General features: G+C 59.6%; 18 protein-coding genes and 3 pseudogenes. 8 read left to right on the top strand and 13 right to left on the bottom strand.

The genetic code is table 11. The features are described 5' to 3' along the window. Positions 1–22 precede the first annotated feature (22 nt). Positions 23–1,426, bottom strand: a complete 1,404-nt coding sequence (locus HK436_RS24770) for an ATP-binding protein (protein ID WP_173194342.1) — start codon at positions 1,424–1,426, stop codon at positions 23–25. Continuing rightward, on the bottom strand, positions 1,423–2,145 hold the full coding sequence (locus HK436_RS24765) for a response regulator (protein WP_173194340.1): 723 nt from the start codon (positions 2,143–2,145) through the stop codon (positions 1,423–1,425). The genes HK436_RS24770 and HK436_RS24765 overlap by 4 nt, the downstream gene beginning before the upstream one ends. A gap of 184 nt (positions 2,146–2,329) precedes the next feature. Here HK436_RS24765 and HK436_RS24760 point away from each other — a divergent pair, with 184 nt between their 5' ends. Further along, complete coding sequence (locus HK436_RS24760) at positions 2,330–2,860, top strand: EF-hand domain-containing protein (protein WP_173194338.1); 531 nt, start codon at positions 2,330–2,332, stop codon at positions 2,858–2,860. Between the two features lie 210 nt (positions 2,861–3,070). Continuing rightward, the gene (locus HK436_RS24755; protein ID WP_173194336.1) at positions 3,071–3,457 is read left to right on the top strand and encodes a DUF302 domain-containing protein; all 387 of its coding nucleotides are present in this window, start codon (positions 3,071–3,073) and stop codon (positions 3,455–3,457) included. Between the two features lie 292 nt (positions 3,458–3,749). On the opposite strand, the gene HK436_RS24750 is transcribed toward HK436_RS24755, so the two are convergent. Both HK436_RS24750 and cls read right to left on the bottom strand, forming a co-directional pair. Then, complete coding sequence (locus tag HK436_RS24750) at positions 3,750–4,181, bottom strand: YncE family protein (protein WP_244649390.1); 432 nt, start codon at positions 4,179–4,181, stop codon at positions 3,750–3,752. Between the two features lie 253 nt (positions 4,182–4,434). Continuing rightward, positions 4,435–5,871 (bottom strand): cardiolipin synthase, encoded by a 1,437-nt coding sequence (cls, locus tag HK436_RS24745; protein WP_173194331.1) that lies wholly within the window; start codon positions 5,869–5,871, stop codon positions 4,435–4,437. Positions 5,872–6,093: 222 nt separating this feature from the next. On the opposite strand from cls, the gene HK436_RS24740 reads away from it, so the two are divergent. After that, positions 6,094–6,756: a CBS domain-containing protein gene (locus HK436_RS24740; protein WP_173194330.1), complete on the top strand. Its 663-nt coding sequence runs from the start codon at positions 6,094–6,096 to the stop codon at positions 6,754–6,756. A 60-nt stretch (positions 6,757–6,816) separates the two neighbouring features. Then, a complete protein-coding gene (locus HK436_RS24735) occupies positions 6,817–7,119 on the top strand; it encodes a hypothetical protein (protein ID WP_173194328.1) in 303 nt (100 codons plus the stop codon). Here HK436_RS24735 and HK436_RS24730 read toward each other — a convergent pair. Both HK436_RS24730 and petA read right to left on the bottom strand, forming a co-directional pair. Continuing rightward, a pseudogene (locus tag HK436_RS24730) lies at positions 7,116–7,492 on the bottom strand (transposase); the annotation flags it as partial. The gene HK436_RS24735 and the pseudogene HK436_RS24730 overlap by 4 nt on opposite strands. 184 nt (positions 7,493–7,676) lie before the next feature. After that, positions 7,677–8,181, bottom strand: a pseudogene (petA, locus tag HK436_RS24725) (ubiquinol-cytochrome c reductase iron-sulfur subunit). A 905-nt stretch (positions 8,182–9,086) separates the two neighbouring features. On the opposite strand from petA, the gene HK436_RS24720 reads away from it, so the two are divergent. Continuing rightward, positions 9,087–9,650 carry a pseudoazurin gene (locus HK436_RS24720; RefSeq protein WP_173194326.1) on the top strand — a complete coding sequence of 188 codons (564 nt, stop codon included), beginning with the start codon at positions 9,087–9,089 and terminating at the stop codon, positions 9,648–9,650. A gap of 88 nt (positions 9,651–9,738) precedes the next feature. Beyond that, positions 9,739–10,944 carry a copper-containing nitrite reductase gene (gene nirK, locus HK436_RS24715; RefSeq protein WP_173194324.1) on the top strand — a complete coding sequence of 402 codons (1,206 nt, stop codon included), beginning with the start codon at positions 9,739–9,741 and terminating at the stop codon, positions 10,942–10,944. Between the two features lie 87 nt (positions 10,945–11,031). Here nirK and HK436_RS31785 read toward each other — a convergent pair whose 3' ends face one another. The 3 genes from HK436_RS31785 to HK436_RS24705 form a co-directional block, all read right to left on the bottom strand. Next, positions 11,032–11,460 (bottom strand): phospholipase D-like domain-containing protein, encoded by a 429-nt coding sequence (locus tag HK436_RS31785; protein WP_312860728.1) that lies wholly within the window; start codon positions 11,458–11,460, stop codon positions 11,032–11,034. Further along, positions 11,379–12,467: a phospholipase D-like domain-containing protein gene (locus HK436_RS33220; protein WP_312860727.1), complete on the bottom strand. Its 1,089-nt coding sequence runs from the start codon at positions 12,465–12,467 to the stop codon at positions 11,379–11,381. Before HK436_RS33220 ends, HK436_RS31785 begins: the two co-directional genes overlap by 82 nt. Before the next feature lie 113 nt (positions 12,468–12,580). Then, positions 12,581–13,867: an AI-2E family transporter gene (locus HK436_RS24705; RefSeq protein ID WP_142589629.1), complete on the bottom strand. Its 1,287-nt coding sequence runs from the start codon at positions 13,865–13,867 to the stop codon at positions 12,581–12,583. A gap of 273 nt (positions 13,868–14,140) precedes the next feature. Between HK436_RS24705 and HK436_RS24700 the strand changes: the two genes are divergently transcribed. Next, complete coding sequence (locus HK436_RS24700; protein ID WP_173194093.1) at positions 14,141–14,953, top strand: IS5 family transposase; 813 nt, start codon at positions 14,141–14,143, stop codon at positions 14,951–14,953. A 16-nt stretch (positions 14,954–14,969) separates the two neighbouring features. Here HK436_RS24700 and HK436_RS24695 read toward each other — a convergent pair. The 4 genes and pseudogenes from HK436_RS24695 to HK436_RS33760 all read right to left on the bottom strand — a co-directional run bounded on the left by HK436_RS24695 (position 14,970) and on the right by HK436_RS33760 (position 17,745). Further along, positions 14,970–16,138 (bottom strand): IS3 family transposase gene (locus HK436_RS24695; protein ID WP_173193951.1). Its coding sequence is split into 2 segments (ribosomal slippage): positions 14,970–15,874 and positions 15,874–16,138, totalling 1,170 coding nucleotides; the frame shifts between segments, so codons are not numbered across the junction. Between the two features lie 147 nt (positions 16,139–16,285). Then, entirely contained in the window at positions 16,286–16,711 is a 426-nt protein-coding gene (locus HK436_RS33770; RefSeq protein ID WP_368805180.1) for a phospholipase effector Tle1 domain-containing protein, read from the bottom strand. Between the two features lie 27 nt (positions 16,712–16,738). After that, a pseudogene (locus tag HK436_RS33765) lies at positions 16,739–17,539 on the bottom strand (T6SS phospholipase effector Tle1-like catalytic domain-containing protein); the annotation flags it as partial. Beyond that, a complete protein-coding gene (locus HK436_RS33760; protein ID WP_206680568.1) occupies positions 17,494–17,745 on the bottom strand; it encodes a phospholipase effector Tle1 domain-containing protein in 252 nt (83 codons plus the stop codon). The gene HK436_RS33760 and the pseudogene HK436_RS33765, both read right to left, overlap by 46 nt. 436 nt (positions 17,746–18,181) lie before the next feature. Between HK436_RS33760 and HK436_RS24685 the strand changes: the two genes are divergently transcribed. Further along, positions 18,182–19,306, top strand: a complete 1,125-nt coding sequence (locus HK436_RS24685; RefSeq protein ID WP_173194322.1) for an AlbA family DNA-binding domain-containing protein — start codon at positions 18,182–18,184, stop codon at positions 19,304–19,306. The last annotated feature ends 157 nt before the right edge of the window (positions 19,307–19,463 follow it).

Genomic DNA, 19,463 nt, shown 5'->3' with positions numbered 1-19,463 from the left:
TTCCCCTGACCGCCAGGCTGATTCACGTATCCCCGATCGGAAGCCGCACTATTGCGTCCAGCCCGCCTCCAGCCCGGTTCCGCAGCAGGACCGTTCCGCCATGCGCCTGAACAATGGTTCGGGCGATGGCCAGACCCAGACCAACCCCGCCCGTATCCCGGTTGCGAGACCCTTCCAGCCGCACGAAAGGCTCAAAGACGGCCTCAAGCTGATCCTTGGGCAATCCCGGACTCGAGTCGGCGATGGTGATGATGACCATTCCCGGTTCTTGCGTCAGGGTAACGTTTGCCACGTCGCCATAGCGGACGGCATTGTCGATCAGGTTGCGCAGGGCTCGGTTCAGCGCGTGAGGGCGAATGGTGACGGGCATCGGCTGCGATGGTGCGAGGTTCGCCCGATCCCCGCCCATATCGCTCACTATATTGGCCAGCAAAGCAGCAAGATCCACCGTGGCTTCGGGTTCCGCCCTGGCGACGCCGCGCGCAAATTCCAGCGTCGCCTCGACCATGGCCTGCATTTCCTCGACCAGCGACTTCAGGCGGACACTGTCCTCGGTTTCGTCCAACATCTCGATCCTGAGCCGCATCGCGGTAAGCGGAGAACGCAGATCATGGCTCAGCGCCGCGAGCATATGTGTGCGCTCGGTCACAAAGCGCGTCAGCCGGTCCTGCATCCGGTTGAAGGCCAGCGTGGTGTCGCGGACCTCTGATGGCCCGGTCATGGGCAGTGGACCAGCATCAAGGCCGCGCCCCAGCCGGTCGGCTCCTACGGCAAGCGCGCGCATCGGGCCCACGACACGCCGAGCCGTCCACCAAGCCACCAGGGCCACGGCAACGGCCATCAACAGCAGCGGCAACAGGGCCTTGGGCGAAAGTTGCGGACCCGGGCGATGGAACATCGTGCGCACATTCAGCCAATCGCCTCTGGCCAGGCGGATCGAAAGCGTCATTTCCACCGCTTCCGTCCGCCCGGCCATCATCGCGTCGTGCATGGGGCGCATTGCCGCTGGCATGCCGTCGGGCATCGGCATGCGAGTTATGGAAATGGCATGAATATCTGCCCGGATTTCACGTTCTGGACTGCCGAGGATTTGCCGGATCTGACCCAGAACAGAGTCTGCATCGTTACCATCGTGCGGTGCTTCAGGGGCAGGTGCCACTTCGAACCGAACCAGGGGTGAATCTGCCGCCCTCAGGATGGACGGGCGCAGATCTGCTGGCGCGTCGTCCAGCAGCAGCACGACATTCGCGGCGCGTCCCGCCACTTCGAAACCCAAGGCCGCCCGCACGGCGAGGTTGCGCTCGTCAGTCAGCAGCAGGAGGCCAAGCCCCTGCGTCGTGACGAGCGCCAAAAGCAGCATAGCCAGCAACTGGCCACCCAAGGACTGCGGGAACAGATTGCCCAAACGGGCGAAGCGCGCCTTCACGGCATCTCCCTTACATCGGCGGCGAGACTGTAGCCGCCTCCCCAGACGGTGGCGATAAGTACGGGCTTGGTTGGATCCGCCTCGATCTTGCGGCGCAATCGGCTGATCTGGTTGTCGATCGTGCGATCAAACACCTGTGCCGCCCGGCCAGAGGTGAGATCGAGTAGTTGATCGCGGCTGAGCACGAAGCGTGGGCGGGTCAGAAACACCGTCAGAAGGCGGAATTCGGATGTGGTCAGCGCGACTTCGGCGCCTTCGGTATCGATCAGTCTTCGCCTGTCGGTATCCAGAACCCATCGGTCGAAAGCCAGCCTGTTCCCGGCAATGTTGTCACCCGGCATCCGCGCCCGTTCGGACCGCCGCAGGATTGCCTTGATCCGGGCCAGGAGCTCGCGCGGGTTGAATGGCTTCGGCAGATAGTCATCGGCCCCGACCTCAAGTCCTACGATGCGGTCGGTATCATCCCCAAGTGCGGTCAGCATCAGGATCGGTATGCCACCCTGGGCGCGCAAACGGCGGCAGACCGATAGGCCGTCTTCGCCTGGCATCATTACATCCAGCACGATCAGATCGAACTGTCCCACCTTCATCGCCGCGTCCATCGCCAGGGCATTTGCCGCGGTCGTCGCACGCATGCCGTTCTTTTCCAGATACTTCGCCAAGGCATCGCGGATCTCGCGGTGATCATCGACAATCAGGATATGGGGCGGACTGGTCATCAGCATATCTCCTGGACCTGACCCTAGCCGATCCTGGGGGTCACGCGGGCGGAAGATTGTCGCAAACCTTCACCGGAACGGTGTTTGCGACAGTTTGATACAAATGGCCGTCCCGCCTGACAAACCTGTGGGACACCTGCACCCCAGATTGACCTCATCGCAGATCAATTCAGGAGTGATAATCATGAAACGTTCAACGAAGCTGACCCTCTCAATCGTTGCCGCCCTTGGGCTTGCGGCGGTTGCTGTGCCCGTCATCGCCCAGCAGGCGCAAATGCAGAATGGCGGTATGATGGGCGATGGCATGGGTATGATGCGTGGGCACGGCGGCATGAGGGATGCCGGCCATCACGGCATGATGGGCGGCGGTATGGGCATGATGATGGATGGGCACCAGAGCAATGCCATGGCCGCCTTTGATACCAACAAAGACGGTACGCTCAGCCCCGAAGAGATGACGGCAGGCATTCAGGCAGAACTCAAGACCTATGACACCGATACCAATGGCAAGTTGTCGTTGGAGGAATTCGCGGTGATGCATGCGGCCCACACCCGGCCGATGACGGTGCGCGCCTTCCAGATGCACGACGCCGACGGTGATGCGCAAGTGACCGAGGCTGAAGTGGCTGCCATGGCTGAAATGATGCAGAGCCACATGGCCGGGCAACAAGGCGGAATGCCGGCAACGGGCAAAGGCATGATGGACAACAACTGATATGAGTGCTGCCCCCGCCGCTTTGACGCAGGTCTGTTGTCGGGGGCAGAACCATCACGTGATAGGAAAATTCGATGATGAACGACTACGGTATGGGCTTGGGGATGGGGTTCGGCTGGCTTGGGACGATCGTCATTCTGGTCCTTGTGGGTCTAACAATCGCCGCCCTGATCAAGTATTTACGAAAATAACCTACAGGGAGAAATCGCCATGAATTATACGTTCAATCGGTTGGTAACCGGGGCGAACTTTGACGAGGTCGACGCCCGCACCCGGAAGGCGCTTGCGGACAAAGGCTTTGGCGTCCTGACCGAAATCGATGTCAAGGCGACTATGAAGAAGAAGCTCGACGTGGACATGCCACCCTATCGAATCCTTGGCGCCTGCAATCCTAAGATGGCGCATCAGGCCATCGGTATCGAGCCGCGCGTTGGCGCGATGCTGCCCTGCAATGTGATCCTGCGCGAGGTTGCAGGCGGGGTCGAGGTCAGCGCGATTGACCCGGTGGCCTCGATGCAGGCGATCGATAATCCTGCACTGCATGCGGTTGCGGGTCAGGTACGCGACCTGCTGGCCGAAGCGGTCGCTGCGATCTGACAGGCAGGCCCGCCGATCTCGGCGAGTCATAGCACGGCGGTAGCCGCGTCCGTTTCGAGCCCGAATTCGGCCGGCGCCTCAACGAGGTGACGGGGCGGCTCAAGGCTGCGGAGGTGCCATCGGTACGGTGTCTTTGGAGGGCGGCGTCCTCCACAAAGCAGGGCAGGGACGTCAAGAGTAGGATCCCGACAAGAAAAGTCCCTTGCGAAAAGCGGTTACGGCTGTGTTTCTCAATTCTGGCTTTGGTTTTGCCCGCGGGCGCCGAGACGGTCTCGGCACCCACGTTCGCGTATCAAGGGGTCTGGAAAGTAATCCCGTTCGGTCCCTTGCCGACTGTGTAGGTGTCGACGACCGACTGGCTTGCGACTGATATCCGCGAAACCGTGCCGTCGATGATATTGGTCACGAAAGCAAAGTCCCCGTCGCTGCTGACGGTCACCCTGTGCGCTCCCCGGCCAGTCCGAATCGTCTTGACGACCGTGTTGCTGGCGGTATCGATGACCGAAACCGCGTCGTCCGGCTCATCGTCGGTTCCCTGGTTGGCGACATAAACGAAGTGGCCGTCCGGCGTCCCATGCACCTGGATGGGTGACCGCCCGACATCAATACGCCCGGTCACCTCGCGCGTTACGGTATCAATGACCGCCATCTGGTTCGCGTCGCGCAGCGAAACGTGACGCGCCTGCCGTCCGGGACGAATCCCAACGGCCATGAGGATGGCCATGGCAAGGGCGAGCCATCGCGACGCATGAAATGCTCGCCTTCCAGATCGCCTACTGGACTGCCCAAAGCTATCGCATCCGAATTCAATCGATTTCGTCCTTCCTCGGGATGCGCAGGTTAAAATGTACGTTGCCATCATAAAAGGAACGCCAATGGTCCAGTTCGTCCAAGATCAAAGAGAGAACCGAATCCAAAAAAGGCAGGGTTGCGGCATGACCTTAAGAAAAGACGCAGCGATCAACCCCAACTCTGATTTACAGAAGAGGACCTGCCAGCCGCGCCAAGTTCTCGCAGATCTTGTAAGCGATCGTGCGCTTTTCCCAAGCGTCGAACGTGAGCGTCTCGCTGGCGCCGAAGCAGCGGATTTGTTCACGTTGCAGTTGAGCCGTGACGCCGCGGTCAAAAGCGACAAAGCTTATTTCAGCGTTCAGGACAAAGGAGCGGATGTCGACGTTGCTGGATCCAAGCAGTGCGATCTCGTTATCAAATGTGACATGCTTGGCATGCAGGAAACGGCCCTTGTAAAGATGCACTTGGATACCGGCCCGGAGGAGTTCGGAATAATAGGATCGCTGCGCGAAGTTCACCAGAATGTGATCCGTCAGGTACGAAACCACCAGGTGGACTTCGACTCCACGCAACACCGCGGTCTCGAGCGCCTGCAGGAAGGCCTCGTCGGGGACGAAGTAGGGGGTCGTGATGACGACACGTTCGCGCGCGCCGTGCACCAGCGCGGTCATGAGGTGTCCAACGCCGGCATCCGGGTAGTCGGGGCCGCTTGGCAGAACCTGCGCGACGACCCCGGCGTCGAGATGATGGTGCGGAAACAAGGCGGGCATGGCCAGCTCCTCGTCGGTTTCCATGAACCAGTCGGCGACAAAAACGGCTTGGAGTTCCGCCGTGATCGGACCGACCACTTGCGCGACCAGTTCTTCATTGGCGATGTTCCGGCCAGAAACGGCATTGGTGATGTTCTGCGAGCCAACATAGCCGATACGGCTGTCGATGATGGCAATCTTCCGGTGATTGCGCAGATCGGCGCGTGCTGACCTGCGCCGGAAAAGGCCGACCCGAAGGGCGAGCCGAACCTCCACCCCAGCCGGGGCGAGCAGCTTCGCCACGCGGTGCGCCCATTGTCGCGACCCGATGGCATCGATCAGAACCCGGCACTTGACACCTCGTCGCGCGGCCCGGTCCAGCGCGTCCATTACGCGCCGGCCGGTCTCGTCGTCGGCAAAGATGTAGAACAGAAGATGGACTGTTAGTTGTGCCTGGTCGATGTCGGCGACGATTCGGTCGATCACGTCCTCATACTCGGAGAGAAGCCTGACGTCGTTTCCGGCGAGCGCTGGGAATTGCCCGAGCTTTTCGATCAGAAGAGCTGGCCCTGCCAGTGTGCCCGGCAGGTCGGGACGGCGGCAGAAGCGGGAATGGGCAATTTCCCTGGACGCGGCCGCGAGGATGGCCGGCAATCTTACAAAGCGTTGGCGACGCCAGCGCGGGTAAGTCGGTCTTCCAATGAGAAGGTAAATGACAAGCGCCGGAATCGGCAGGAAAAATACCAGCAGAAGCCAACTCCGCGCAGCCTCGGGAGAACGCCGCAGGGGTACGACCACAATCATCACGAGACGAATCGACCATTCAACTGCCAGATAGGCGATTGCCCAGGCTTCTCCCCCAATGAACACCACCGTCGTTGTCCTGCCCGCTTTCTGTGCTCTCTCTCAGCCGCAATCGCCCTTGCTGCTGGTAGATCAGTTGCGCTTCCTTGACGTGTATCAACAAACCTTCCGCGATCCCGTGCTAGTCTGCCATATTCGTAACCTCTTATCCGGGTCGCGACTTGAACGGCGAGTGGCAACGGCGGTCACACGACGCCGTGAGCAAATTCCACATGCGTAGGGATCAGGCAGATGAAGGCAAAAGACGTCATGACCGTGGACGTGGTCAGCGTTTCGCCTGACCACAGTGTCAGGCATGCAGCGCGGATCATGCTGGACCACCGCATCAGCGGCCTGCCGGTGATTGACGATGATGGCCGCGTGGTCGGCATCGTGACCGAGGGCGACCTAATGCGCAGGTCGGAACTCGGTGTCCAGGCGCTGGCGCCGGTCGATCGGCAGTTCAGCACGGAGGAGAACAACGCCGGCGCTTACGTGAAAAGCCACAGCTGGAAAGTGGCGGATGTAATGACCTCGGATCCAGTCATGGTCGACGAGGAAACACCGTTGCCTCGAATTGCCGCGCTGATGGCGGAGCGCGGCATTAAGCGCGTACCGGTAATGAGAGGAGAGCACCTAGTTGGGATCGTAAGCCGAGCCGAACTCCTGCGAGTTATCATCACGGCCAAATTCGACGCTACGGCGCCCGGCGACGATGCGATCCGGCGCAGCATCCTTACACGACTGCGAGAGGATGCAGGCATCAAAGGAGATGAGCTGGCTCTCACTGTCGCCGACGGCCTGGTGCATGTATCGGGGGCGGTCTCCTCGCAGAGTGAGCGAGATGCCGTCCGCGTGGTTGCCGAGGGCGTAAGGGGCGTCAAGGGTGTCTTCGACCACCTGTCCCTTGCCTAGCTCCACACAGGCGGCCGATGCTAGGCGAAAGCATCCTTCGAAAATTTGTCAGATGACGTCGTGAGCAACTCCGCCATACATGACGACCTAGCAACGCTACAGCGGGAGACATTCGACTACTTCATCCGTGAAGCGAACCCTGCCAACGGCCTCATCCGCGATAAGACGTCGTTTGCCGGGAGCATGGTCGTCTCCGCGGTCGACATCGGTCGCCGCATCATGGTGCTTCGCGGGATGGGCCTTCCAATGTATGTCTCGCACGCTACGAGCAAACTCGGGTGCAACGGTCTTAACGGAATGGACCAGCCTCCGTCCCGGCAGGACACCTTTCACGCCACGGGCGCTGCAGAGCTCGATAGTTAGGCGGTGGCGGTGATCGGTTCACTCTTGAAGAGTTCGCCGGAGCGAGGCATCGCATGCATGATGACGGAGAGCTTCCGGGCGACAGCGACAGCCGAGCGTTTGAAGCCGATCTTCTCGCGTAGCCTGATACCCCAATTTGCGCAAATCACTCTCACCCCGACTGCGGGTCAGGGTCACGACGGCGGCTTCATAAAGAAGTGAACGCACGTGGGTATCTTCACGCCGGGAGATATGGCCGTCATAATCTACTTCGCCCGACTGATAGCGTCGCGTCGTCAATCCAAGCCAGGCGCGCCGACCGATCGCGATCACGCGTGAAGTTCGCCGAATCCTCGATGGCATTTAGGTAAGCAGTTGCTGTGATCGCCCCAACGCTCCGCAACGGATGCACTGCAGAGTTTCAAGCAAGGCGTTCGCCGAGCGAGCATGGATGCATGCAGCAGTTTTGCCTGTTCCGATTGTTCTCGGAGCGCCCATCATGTTGGGGGATGTAATCGCAGCGAGGGCGGATCTCGGCCACGACAGAAGCAAACGACGCCCCCGCACGGCCGCTTTGGTTAGCCGATGCGGACGATCGTGTCCGACGTAAACTCAAAAGTGGGGATGGCCAGGTTCTCGGGCGCGGGTCCCTTACGAATCCGGCCCGCTGTATCATAATGGGAGCCGTGGCAGGGGCAAAACCATCCCCCGAAGTCGCCAGCCTCACCCAGTGGCACACAACCGAGATGGGTGCAGACGCCGATCATCACGATCCAGTTTTCCCGTCCCTCGCCCGCCGAACGTGCAACGTCGGTGGCGGGTTGCTCACCGACAAGATCTCGCATTTCGGGCTACCGGGTCCTTGAGTTCCTGGAGTTCGACAGCCTGTGCGGCCTGGACCTCTTCTGGCGTTCGGTTGCGCACGAATATGGGGCGGCCTCTCCACTTGGCGGTGAGAGACATTCCTGGTTCCACAGAGGAGACGTCAATCTCGATCGTGGAAAGGGCGCGGGTCGAGGCATCAGGACGCATCTGATCGATGAATGGCCAGGCTGCGCCCGCAATGCCGACGACGCCCGCCATACCGGTCGCCACATAGAGGAAATCGCGTCGCGTTGGTTCACTTGTCGTGGTATCTGGCAAGACACACTCCCTTTGACGCTGCAAGTTCCTGGTTCCGGGCGGCAGATGTGCGGTTCGTAAGGAACTTTCCTAACTGGCAGAGTCTAGGGCTAGAATTAGGCTGAGCCAATAGTTCGGTAGTGCGGCAGCTGAACGCAGCCACCGCTCTATTTGTAAGGATCTTTGTCGAAGCTGATGGGACAGGACCCGGCAGCAGGAGTTTCGTCCGAAGCAGGGTACCGGGTTTTTCGGCTCCGGGGTTCCAACAGGCAGCCACAGAGCCATAGCACCCGCTATGGTCCAACAACCATACACGAATCGGGTGGCCGCAGCGTCGGGTTATCATGTGGGCCAGCGAATTTGATGACGGAGCGGTCCAGGGTTGATGCCGCGATCATCGCCAAGGGACTGGAGATTGAACCTCGCTCGTGCAGCCGCCCATCACGGATGATGCCTCTTGTCCGATCGGCATTCTAAACGCGCGCAGAGGCAAGTTCACCTGCGGCTACGGCGCGCCTCAGGCTCAGCAAGCCGTTAGCCGCAAGGCGCCATCTTAACGGCCTGCTAGACTTTCACTGGACCCTGCAACTCGGCTGGATCGGGTCGCCCGCTGGTCGTCATATAGCGTGCGCCTGTCGCCGTAAGTTGCGCTCTGCGCATAAATCTGCCCCTCCGCACCACACACTGGCGATGTGCCTGCTAGTCTGCAGATGCGACAGCACCCCATGTTGCCAGCCTTGACAGCGGAAGGTATGCCCTATGTTCTTGGACGTGTGCAGCACCGCAGCCGTGACGTTGTGTGGCTCGGATCCTTAAAGCAAAACCCTCGTTATTGCGGAAGTGGCGCATTCGAAAAAAGGTAAAAAATGTCTGGAAAGAAAAGTTTTGGCGGCTCCAAAGTGTCCTCTCGATTGATATCACGTCGCAGTCTGCTCGCTGGGAGCGCGGGGCTGACGGTAGCGGCGGCGATCGGCGGCGGCCGTTGGGCGAGCGCTCAGGAGAATGACTCGGGTCAAGCCTCTGCGGGCACCCAGACCCATGAGGTGCAGATGGTCAACAAGGACCGTGAAGGGCGTCCCATGCAGTTCGACCCGGCATACCTCAAGATCGCTCCAGGGGATTCCGTGAAGTTTGTGGCGACGGACAAAGGCCACAATTCGGAGCCGATCCTCGGAATGGTTCCTGAAGGCGCCGAAATGTGGAAGGGCAAGATCAATGAGGAGATCACATTGACCTTCGATGTAGAAGGGATCTACGGCTACAAGTGCTTGCCGCATTTCGCCCTCGGCATGGTCGGCATCATCCAGGTCGGCGATAGCACTGAAAACCTTGATTCGGCGGAAACAGCCAAACTGCCCGGCAAAGCTAAGCCCCGCATGGCTGAACTAATCGCCCAGGTTGGAGGTGGCGCCACCGCGCCCGCCGATTAGACAGGCCGACTTTCTGCCTTCGAGAGGCCGTGGGTTCGGCGGTCAGCGGGAGGCGAAGCCACCAACGCAACAAGGACCGAGGACAACAATGAACAGATCCGAACGAGATGCCTCCTGGGGACTGCCCAACGACGAGGCGGTGGCGCCTCCCCCAACGTCGGAAGTCAGCCAAGGGGAGGGAATAGAGGGCGCCCCGTCGATTTCCCGGCGGTCGCTTCTTGCCGGATCGGTAGGCCTGACGCTTGGTTCTCTCGCTGTTTCGCAGGAAGCTTCCGCGCAGAATGCTGATGGCACGATCCGTATAGCCGAACATGGAGCCCGCCACGCGAACCGCGCTGGCAGCCTCAGCCAGCGGTTATATTCGTTGCCCAGAGTTGTTGCCGACGATGTGGCTCATGATCCCTCTGTGGTCCCGGCTTCGATAGCGCGCCAAGAAACCGAGATCGTCCGTGTCGATTTGGAAACCGTTGAAAAGGAAGCGCTGCTCGACGAACGCGCCAGCTTCCGCTTCTGGACTTTCAACGGCACGGTGCCCGGCCCGCTCGTGCGGGTGCGGGTTGGAGATACAGTTGAAGTCTATCTCAAGAACCGGGAAGACAGCTGGCTGATGCACAATGTCGACTTTCACGCAGCCACGGGACCTGGTGGGGGAGCGGAACTGACTAGTTGCGCGCCTGGAGAAGCAAAGGCCTTCCGCTTTAAGGCGCTGAACCCGGGGCTCTACGTCTATCATTGCGCCGTTCCGCCCGTAGCCATGCATGTCGCAAACGGCATGTACGGGATGATTCTGGTCGAACCCGAAAGCGGCCTTCCGCCGGTTGATCGGGAATTCTATGTCATGCAGGGAGAGATCTATACCACTGAGCCTTTCGGGTCGGAGGGGCTCCTCAACGAGGATTATGACAAACTGCTCAACGAGCGGCCGGAATACTTCGTGCTCAACGGTCATGTGAGTGCGTTGACGGACCACTACCCGATGAAAGCGAATGTCGGCGAAACAATCCGGATCTTCTTCGGCAACGGCGGTCCCAACCACGTATCCTCATTCCACGTGATCGGCGAGATTTTCGACAGGGTTTATCTCAATGGAAGCGTGACGAAGCCGCCACAGACGGATGTCCAGACGGTCGTTGTTCCTGCCGGTGGATCCGCCATTGTGGAGCTCAAGCTCGAGGTACCCGGAAGATACGTTCTCGTGGACCATTCGCTGTCGAGGGTCGAGCGCGGTCTGGCAGGCTGGCTCGACGTCGAAGGCAAGGAGGCGCCAGACATCTTCGAACCAATTGCATCGTAATAACGCCGTGCGACAGAGTGGCGGCTCCTCCATGGCTGCCTGGGCGAAGGCGAAGGTGGCCTAGCCGCCGAACCTTGTTTGATGTTCTCAAAGTAGAGGGCTAGCCAAGCGCGCAAGGTTCTCAGCCAGCTTGCTTGCGACCGGGCGCTTTTCCCATTCTCTGAGACTCAGCACGTTGCTCGAGGCGAAATATCGACTTTGCTGGCGCCTGAGTTGCTCCACAACGCCCTTGTCAAAAGCGATGAGGCTTACCTCCGCATTGAGAACAAACGAGCGGATATCGACATTGCTGGAGCCAAGTATCGCGATTTCATCGTCAAACGTGATGTGTTTGGCGTGGAGGAAGGCTTGAGCATAAAGATGCACTTGAATGCCGGCGTGGAGAAGTTCGGAATAAAACGATCTTTGTGCAAGGTTCACCAGCATCTGGTCCGTCACATTTGAGACGACCAATCGAACCTCAACTCCGCGCAGAGCTGCTGTTTTGAGTGCCTGCAGAAGGGGCTCATCCGGCACGAAATAGGGGTCGTGATGATCACACGTTCGCGCGCGCCGTGCACGAGCGAAACGATAAGATGTCCAATGCCAGCATCCGGATAATCCGGGCCGCTGGGAAGCACCTGCGCCACAGCGCCACCTCCGGGCGGGTTGTGCGGAAACAGGACAGGGTTGGCCAACTTCTCGTTTGTTTCCATAAACCAGTCGGCGATAAATACAGTTTGGATTTCGGTCGTGACCGGGCCGACGACGCGGGCGACGAGTTCTTGGTTGGCGATACCGCCACCAAATTCGGCGTTGATAATATTTTGGGAACCTAAATAGCCGACGCGACTGTCGATCACAGCGATCTTGCGATGGTTACGAAGGTCGGCGCGGGCCGACCTTCGATGGAAGAGCCCGACGCGCAGCGCGAGCCGTACCTCCACACCGGCGGGAATGAGCAATCTAGCGACGCGGCGCGCCCACCGCCGCGATCCGATGGCATCAATCAGCACCCGGCACTTCACTTGGCGTTTTGCGGCGCGCTGGAGTGCGTCGATTACACGTAGACCAGTCTCGTCGTCGGCAAAAATATAGTAAAGTAGGTGAACCGTCTGTTGGGCCGCACCGATATCGGCAATCATGCGGTCGATGACCTCATCATATCCGGAGAGAAGCTCGAAGTCGTTGCCGGCGACGGTCGGGAACTGCCCAAGCCTTTCCACCAACAGAGCGGGCCCCGAAAGACTGCCCGGCAGCTCAGGGCGGCGACAGTAACGGGAATGAGAAATTTCCCTGGACGCAGCTGCAAGAACGGCCGGCAGTCTGAGAAATCGCTCGCGACGCCAGCGAGGGTAAGTCGGCCTTCCGATGAGGAGATAGATAAGGAGAGCCGGGATCGGCAGCAAAAACACGAGGATAAGCCAACTTCGCGCCGCCTCGGGAGAGCGCCGCATCGGCACGACCGCAACCATCGCCAAGCGGATTGACCACTCAGCCACCACGTACCCAACCGCCCAAGCCTCGCTGATGAGTGCTATCACGCGTCCGTCCTACACCGCTTTTGGCCGGTCCTTCCAGTCTTGGCATTTTGCCCTTCTCTTCATGGCGCCGATCCGGATGGAGTGCAGGGGCTGCGAAGCTCAGGGGCATGGACTCAATCCGGCTTACGCCGATCCTTGGGTCGCGTGTGCTGCTGCTCATATGATCCGCGCGTTATCTTCAGCGGGTCGCTCGCGGGAAAGGTCTGCTCCAGTTCGAGATTTAGTTCTTCGTCGGCTTCGCGCTTCAAGCGCTCGGCTTCTCTCGGGCTTTCCTTCGTCTGTCTTGCCATGTCCATCTCCGTAGGCACCTGGAGTTCCGCTCGAAATCTACCCTGCAGGATCTCTATCAGCGCCAGCGTAACAGCAATCGTAGCGGGACCAAGAACCAGTCCGGAAGCCCCGAACAGGATGATCCCGCCGACCGCGCCGATGAACATCACCATAGTATGCAGCTTCAGTCGGCTCCCCACCAAGGCCGGGTAGAGCAGATTGTCGATGGTCGCTATGATCACCCCGCCCCAAATGACCAGGATGAGCGCCCGGGTCCAGTCGCCTTGGAGGGCGAGAAGAAGAGCAGCCGGCAGCCAGATCACGAAGGCGCCAAGTACCGGCACGATCGCTAACAGCCCCATGACAAGGCCCCAAAAGACCGGTGTCGGCAGGCCAAGCCACCAGAATATCAGGCCTCCGAGCGTTCCCTGAACAGTCGCTACGACTATGGTCCCGATGATCGTGGCGTGAACCGTGTCCGCTAAGCGCCGTACCACGAGCCCCGTTTCTGTCGGCTGCAATGGCGAAAGCTTCGCCACCACGCGCATTGCCCTTTCACGGTCGCGCAGGAAGTAGAAGAGAATGTAGAAGGTGAGGATGAGGCCGATCACCTGACTGACCGAGCCGCGAAGAAGCGAGGTGCTCTGGCTCGTTAGCCAATGGGCAAGACCGCCGAGCGCACCGGCCGGATCGAACCGCTGCTCGAGCCAGGCCGCGGCTTCGGCCAACCTGGGGCGGTTACCGATGGTCTCACGCCAGTCCAGTGTCCGCACCGCGTTCTCCAGAGAGATCGCGCCGCCGGCGGCCTCGCGGACGAGTTGCTGTACCACCAGGAGGAGCATCCCAAGGATCACAATTGCTGCGGCCGCAACCGCGATGAATGCTGCGAGATCGCCGCTGCCAAGACGCGAGTGGAGCCAGCGATGAGCTGGCGCAAGAAGAATACCCAGCACCAGCGCCCAGGTGAGAGAGGGCAGAAAGGGCAGGGCCAACCGGTAGCAGAGAAACAGGCCTAGGCCCGTCAATGCAAGGATCAAGAACACTCTGACGACGCCTGCGTCCAACAATAAGCCTTTGCCGAGTTCGGCGCCAACGCGACGCTGTCTCGGACGTTTCTCCTCAATCGCCATTAGGCCATCTTGCCGTTTCGGCCAACGTTGTCACCCTTCTTGCATCAAAGAAATGCCGTGGACGGGTAGAGCAGCAAGGGGGCGGCAGGCGGCTTTCGTCAGGACGTGCCGTCTCGCTAGATTGAGAAGAAATTGCGCATACGCCGAATTACATCGTGATCGAGAGTTCGGTGTTCTTCCCATAGAGCCACTCTAAGAGGCCGTTTCGAAAAGGGTTGAGCGGTCGAGGTTCGCATGATTCCAAGCGGTTTGCTGACCTGCCTGGAGAATGTCATGTGGACCCCGACCACCCGAGAACAGCATAACCGTCGTGCCCCGCGTTACCAGACCGATCTGACGGATGCGGAATGGTACCTGATCCAGCCGCACCTTCCTGCGGCCTGCAAAATGGGACGGCCACGCGCCTGGCCCATGCGCGAGATCATCAATGCCATTTTCTACGTGCTGCGCGGCGGCATCACCTGGCGTCTCCTGCCCTCGGACTTTCCGCCATGGCCGACCGTCTATCGGTGGTTCGCCGCATTTCGCGACGGCTCGGTCTTCGAGAAGATCAACCACACCCTGGTCATGATGGATCGCGAGCGTTCCGGCCGCGAGGCCAGTCCGTCCGCAGCCATCATCGACAGCCAATCTGTCAAGACCACCGAAGCCGGCGGCCCGCGTGGCTATGATGCGGGAAAGAAGATCAAGGGGCGCAAGCGCCATGCACTGGTCGATACCGATGGGCGGCCGCTACTGGTCGAGCCGCATCCGGCCGACATCCAGGATAGGGACAGCGGCGGACCACTGCTACAGATCTCGCGCCCTCTGCTCCCCTTCATCAAACATGTATGGGCCGATGGCGGCTACAATCATGAGCGCGTGACCAACGCCACCAACATCATCGTCGAAATCGTCAGGAAGCCGCCGGATCAGGTCGGCTTTGCAGTCTTGCCACGTAGATGGGTGGTGGAGCGCTTCTTCGCATGGATCAGCCGCAACCGGCGCCTGGCAAAGGATTTCGAGGCCACCATCAATTCAGCAGCAACCTTCCTCTACGCCGCTTCCGTCATGCTCCTCGTGAGGCGACTGGCGCGCCAGTCATGAGTTTCGAAACCGACTCTTAGTGCATGATCGGCTTTCCGGCTATCGCTTGGGCAGATGATGGAGTCGATCCGCGTGGCATCGCAGGTATAACGATTGCCTGCGGTGCTGGCGGTTTGTATCCGAGTGATGAGTGCGGCCGCTCCGTATTGTAGTAGCGCCGCCACGCCTCGATGATGACCTTCGCCTCGGCGAGGCTGTAGAAGATCTCGCCATTGAGCAGTTCGTCACGCAGCTTCGAGTTGAAGCTCTCGCAGTAGCCATTTTCCCAAGGGCTGCCTGGCTCGATGAAGGCAGTCCTGGCCCCGACCGCAACGATCCACTCCCGCACGGCCTTGGCTATGAACTCCGGTCCGTTGTCCGATCGAACATGGCCCGGCACACCGCGCAGGATGAACAGGTCCGACAGAACGTCGATGACGTCGGTCGAATTGAGCTTGCGATCGATGCGGATCGCCAAGCATTCCCGGGTGAACTCATCGATGATGTTGAGCATGCGGAACTTCCTGCCATTGTGCGTCCGGTCCTCGACGAAGTCATAGGACCAGACATGGTTGGGATGCTCGGGTCGAAGCCGGATACACGATCCGTCATTCAGCCAGAGACGGCCTTTCTTCGGTTGCTTCTGGGGAACCTTCAGCCCCTCCCGCCGCCAGATGCGCTCGACACGCTTGGCATTCACCGTCCAACCCTCGGACCGCAGCATCGCGGTGATCCTGCGATAGCCGTAGCGGCCGTAGCGTGAGGCCAGGCGAATAATGTCAGCCGTCAACGCCTCTTCATCCGACCTGCCTTCCGGCTTCTTGCGCTGGGTCGAACGGTGCTGGCCGAGAGCCTTGCAGGCAAAGCGCTCCGAGACACAGAACTTCGCCATGACATGATCGACGCAACGGCGACGGCGGGCGGGGCTCAGAAGTTTCCCGCAGCAGCCTCTTTCAGGATCAGCTTCTCGAGCGTCAGGTCCGACACCGCCTTGCGCAGCCGGTCGTTCTCTTTCTCAAGCTCTTTCAGGCGCTTCACCTGGTCGCCCTTCAGGCCACCAAACTCCTTGCGCCACCGATAATACGAGAACTGCGTCACACCTATTGAGCGAACCGCTTCACCAACCGATCGACCTTGCGACAACAAGACATCGACCTGGCGCAGTTTCGCGACAATCTCTTCGGGCTTGTGCTTCTTCTGGGGCATTCCAACGTCCTCTCTAAAGGCTCAATAGCCTACTTCAGGGAGGACCACTTTTCAGGGGGCAGACCAACGACCCTGATCCTACCTCAGACAGACTGAGCGTCCTTGCGTCCAGATCACTTACTGAATGGTAGTGGCGGATAACTGAGATCACGTGCTGTTGGGATCAACGAAGAAATGTCTGACCGTTGCGTGATCTCGCAAATTCTCCGGTCGATACGGCTTCACATCGCCCATTTGAGGCACGACTCTAGCTGCGAAGCGATCTAGCACCGATGGGTGCAACGTCGCCGCCTCATTCACCGACCGGACCTTAGTCCGCCAAGTAAGCTTGTCGGAAGTCAGCCGGCGAAGCCACGCGGGCTGCATGTTCAAGACCTCTTGGCGCTGATCGTGCTGCAGGCCGAGCGGATCAGGCCAGGTAGTCAGCAACCCTTCTCGGATCGCTATCTCCGACACGGCCTCGCGTAGTTCCTCCATCATCCAACGTAGTGGAATGTCGGATAGACGCGCTTCTTCTTCGGCATAACTGCCGCCGATGTCAGAATGATCGCCAGCGAACCACACTTGCCTCATCCAATCGACGTTCCCACGCTCGTTGTTTCACTCCACGTCCTCTGGGCGTCCCCAAAGCACGCGGGGAAACTTGGCGCGAGCCTCATCAATCGCGAGTGCATGCCGAAGATGCGGAATTTCCTTGTCGACATACCGGTCATAATTCTTGCTCGACCACGCAGCGAGATGACCGTGCTGCCACAGCGAAGGCCAGTTCAGCGGATTCCAGAGCGCCGGGTGGCGGTAGGGGTCGGGGTAGAAGTACTTCCATTGACCGCTCAGGAGCCGGACCACCCAAATGAGCGCAGCGATCAGTGGAGCGAATATCAGCAGGCCCGCGAACCAACCTAGAAGCCACCATGCGAGCGCGGCGAGAAGTGTGAGTGCGCCCACTCCAGCAATTGCGGCCGCGGTCGCAACTCGGCTGCCCAGCGCAGCTACCGTGTCGAATACCCCAACGAATTCGGGCTGCACGTTGCCTTGTGGTTCCCCGTCGACGCCTATGCCCTCGCAACCATATTTCGCGCGGAAACGAGCGGCCTTCTCCTCGCGCTCATCTTCGAACTTGTCGCGCGGATGGCCAGCTCCATGATTGTAGACGAACTTGACCGCATCGGTAGCGATCTTCCGTAGCTCCGGGCCATAGCGGGGGACCGGGTGCCCGCTACTATCATGCGTTGGCACACCGCAGAGGTTCATCACATTCGCCAGCGATCGCACGGTGTACGCGCCACGGCTGAAACCGAACAGGCAGACTTTGTCGCCGGGTTCGTAGTGGGCGATGATCGCGGCGTAGCAATCGATCACGTTCTCATCAATCCCGGTGCCGACGGCGGCTGCGAGGGTGTTGCGAAGCCGCCTGAAGGTAAGCCCCCGGTCTCGCCAGCACCCAAGCCGGCATCATAGAAAGCGAATTGCCGCTTCGGATCGATTGGGGAATCGGGACCGGGTCGCATCGCCCTGTACATTTTGTAGACGTTACTTAGCCGCTCGTCCGGCTTCATGCCGCCAATTTGCCCAGTTCCGTCAGAAAAGATCAGAATTGTCTTCGGCATGTCTAACCTTATCAGAGCTACACGCGCGGAAGCGAGCGATGCGATCACGACATGCGATTCGGACTGTCCGGATGTTCTGTAAAAGTTCTTGCGGCCAATACGTCGCGGGCGTAACTACCGTGCTCATCGAATACAGCATCGTCCGCGGCAGTCACGGGGCCGACACCGGACAGTCTGGTATTGGGTGACGACGCCCCAATAGCTGCTATTGAATGCAAGCTGATTTCAGGGACGGTTTCTGCCTCCGCCATTCGCGGTCAGGCCGCGCCAACCAAGAGCAGCCGTTTCTTAGCGCTCGAGTCCGCATCGAGAGATACTGGACGCTTCAATGGCAGCAATCAGAGCAAACCAGACCAGCCGCCATTGCTCTTTAGCGCGCGATGAGTTTGTGTGACGACAGAAGCTAAAGTGAATTAGCTGCACTTCGAGGGACGCAATGACGTTGCCGGCAGTACTGTCAGATCTGATCGCTTACGACGCTGACACACTGCGAGTCACCAGCCGCGAGAGCAAGCGCCTCGAATTTAAGCAGGCATTCGTTCGGAACAACCTACCGGCGTATGAGCGCACGATGGCTGCTTTCGCCAACGCTCAGGGCGGCGTCATCGTCTTCGGCGTCGACAACAACCCGCGTGTCATCGTCGGAACTCCGCCAGCGGACATCGCTGATGAGGCTGACATCACGACGTTGCTACGCCAGGATTTCGCACCGGAGCTGGCTTTTGAGAGCAGGACGTACGAGGTCGACGGCAAGACGTTGTTCGCCATCTCCGTCGAGCCGGCTCTCGATCGACCGCTAATCTGTACGAAGACGCGGAACCGCGCTTACACCGATGCGGCTGGTAAGAAAGTGACCGAACCAGTAATCACCGAGGCGGCGATATACTATCGGTACACAGCGCGCACGTCTGCAATCGGGTATCCTGAACTAAAGGCACTGCTGGACGACCGTGAGCAGCGCCGTATGACAATGCTGTTGGAGACGATCGAGGCAGTCGAGCGCGTAGGCGTCGAGCGGGCCGGCGTCGTGGACATCACGACGTTCGGCGACGCGAATAGATCCACCAATCTCTATGTATCGCAGGAGACCGCCCGGTCGATGAACTTCATCGAGGAGGGGCGCTTCACTGAGAAGGAGGATGAGGGCTCGCCGGCGTACATGGTCGTCGGCAAAGTCTCGTTAGGTGAAGTCATACGGGCACCTCTCGAAGACGCTGATAAGAATCTTCCTTCCGAAGCCGCTGCGGCGCTTGCCGATGTCGTGCATGAGGTGTGCGGCGACGAGGTCACGCTAAACCAGAGCGGTGTCCTTCCTCTGCTCAAGGCATTCGAGCTAATGGAGCTGCCGCACCATGAATACGATGCAAAAGTGAAGCGGCGATATATCACCCGCACCGGCATTACTGCATTGAAGGATGCGATCCGAGCCGATCCGCTCAAGGCACTGCATAGCTTCGCCTCTAAGAAGACGATCGAAGCGTACTTGGCCAAGCTGCCAGCAGCAGTCCCCGCCATGTCTGGTCCTATGACTTTGTCGAGGGGCGGACCAGGCATGCCATGATCCGACAGTTGCAAGGTGCACGTCCAATGCCTGGGACTTCGACCGTTACTTTCAGTGTACGCCGACCTGATATTCGACGGCATGGACAAAGCACGTGAATTCAAAGAAAATCTGCCGCGGGACGCTAAAAACGTCTCGACAGCATTGAGATGTAAAG

Origin of the sequence: Neoaquamicrobium sediminum (assembly GCF_013240295.1) — a bacterium.
GTDB lineage: Bacteria > Pseudomonadota > Alphaproteobacteria > Rhizobiales > Rhizobiaceae > Aerobium > Aerobium sediminum.
Note: the sequence above shows the minus strand (reverse complement) of the source record. Positions and strands in the feature narration are given on the sequence as shown.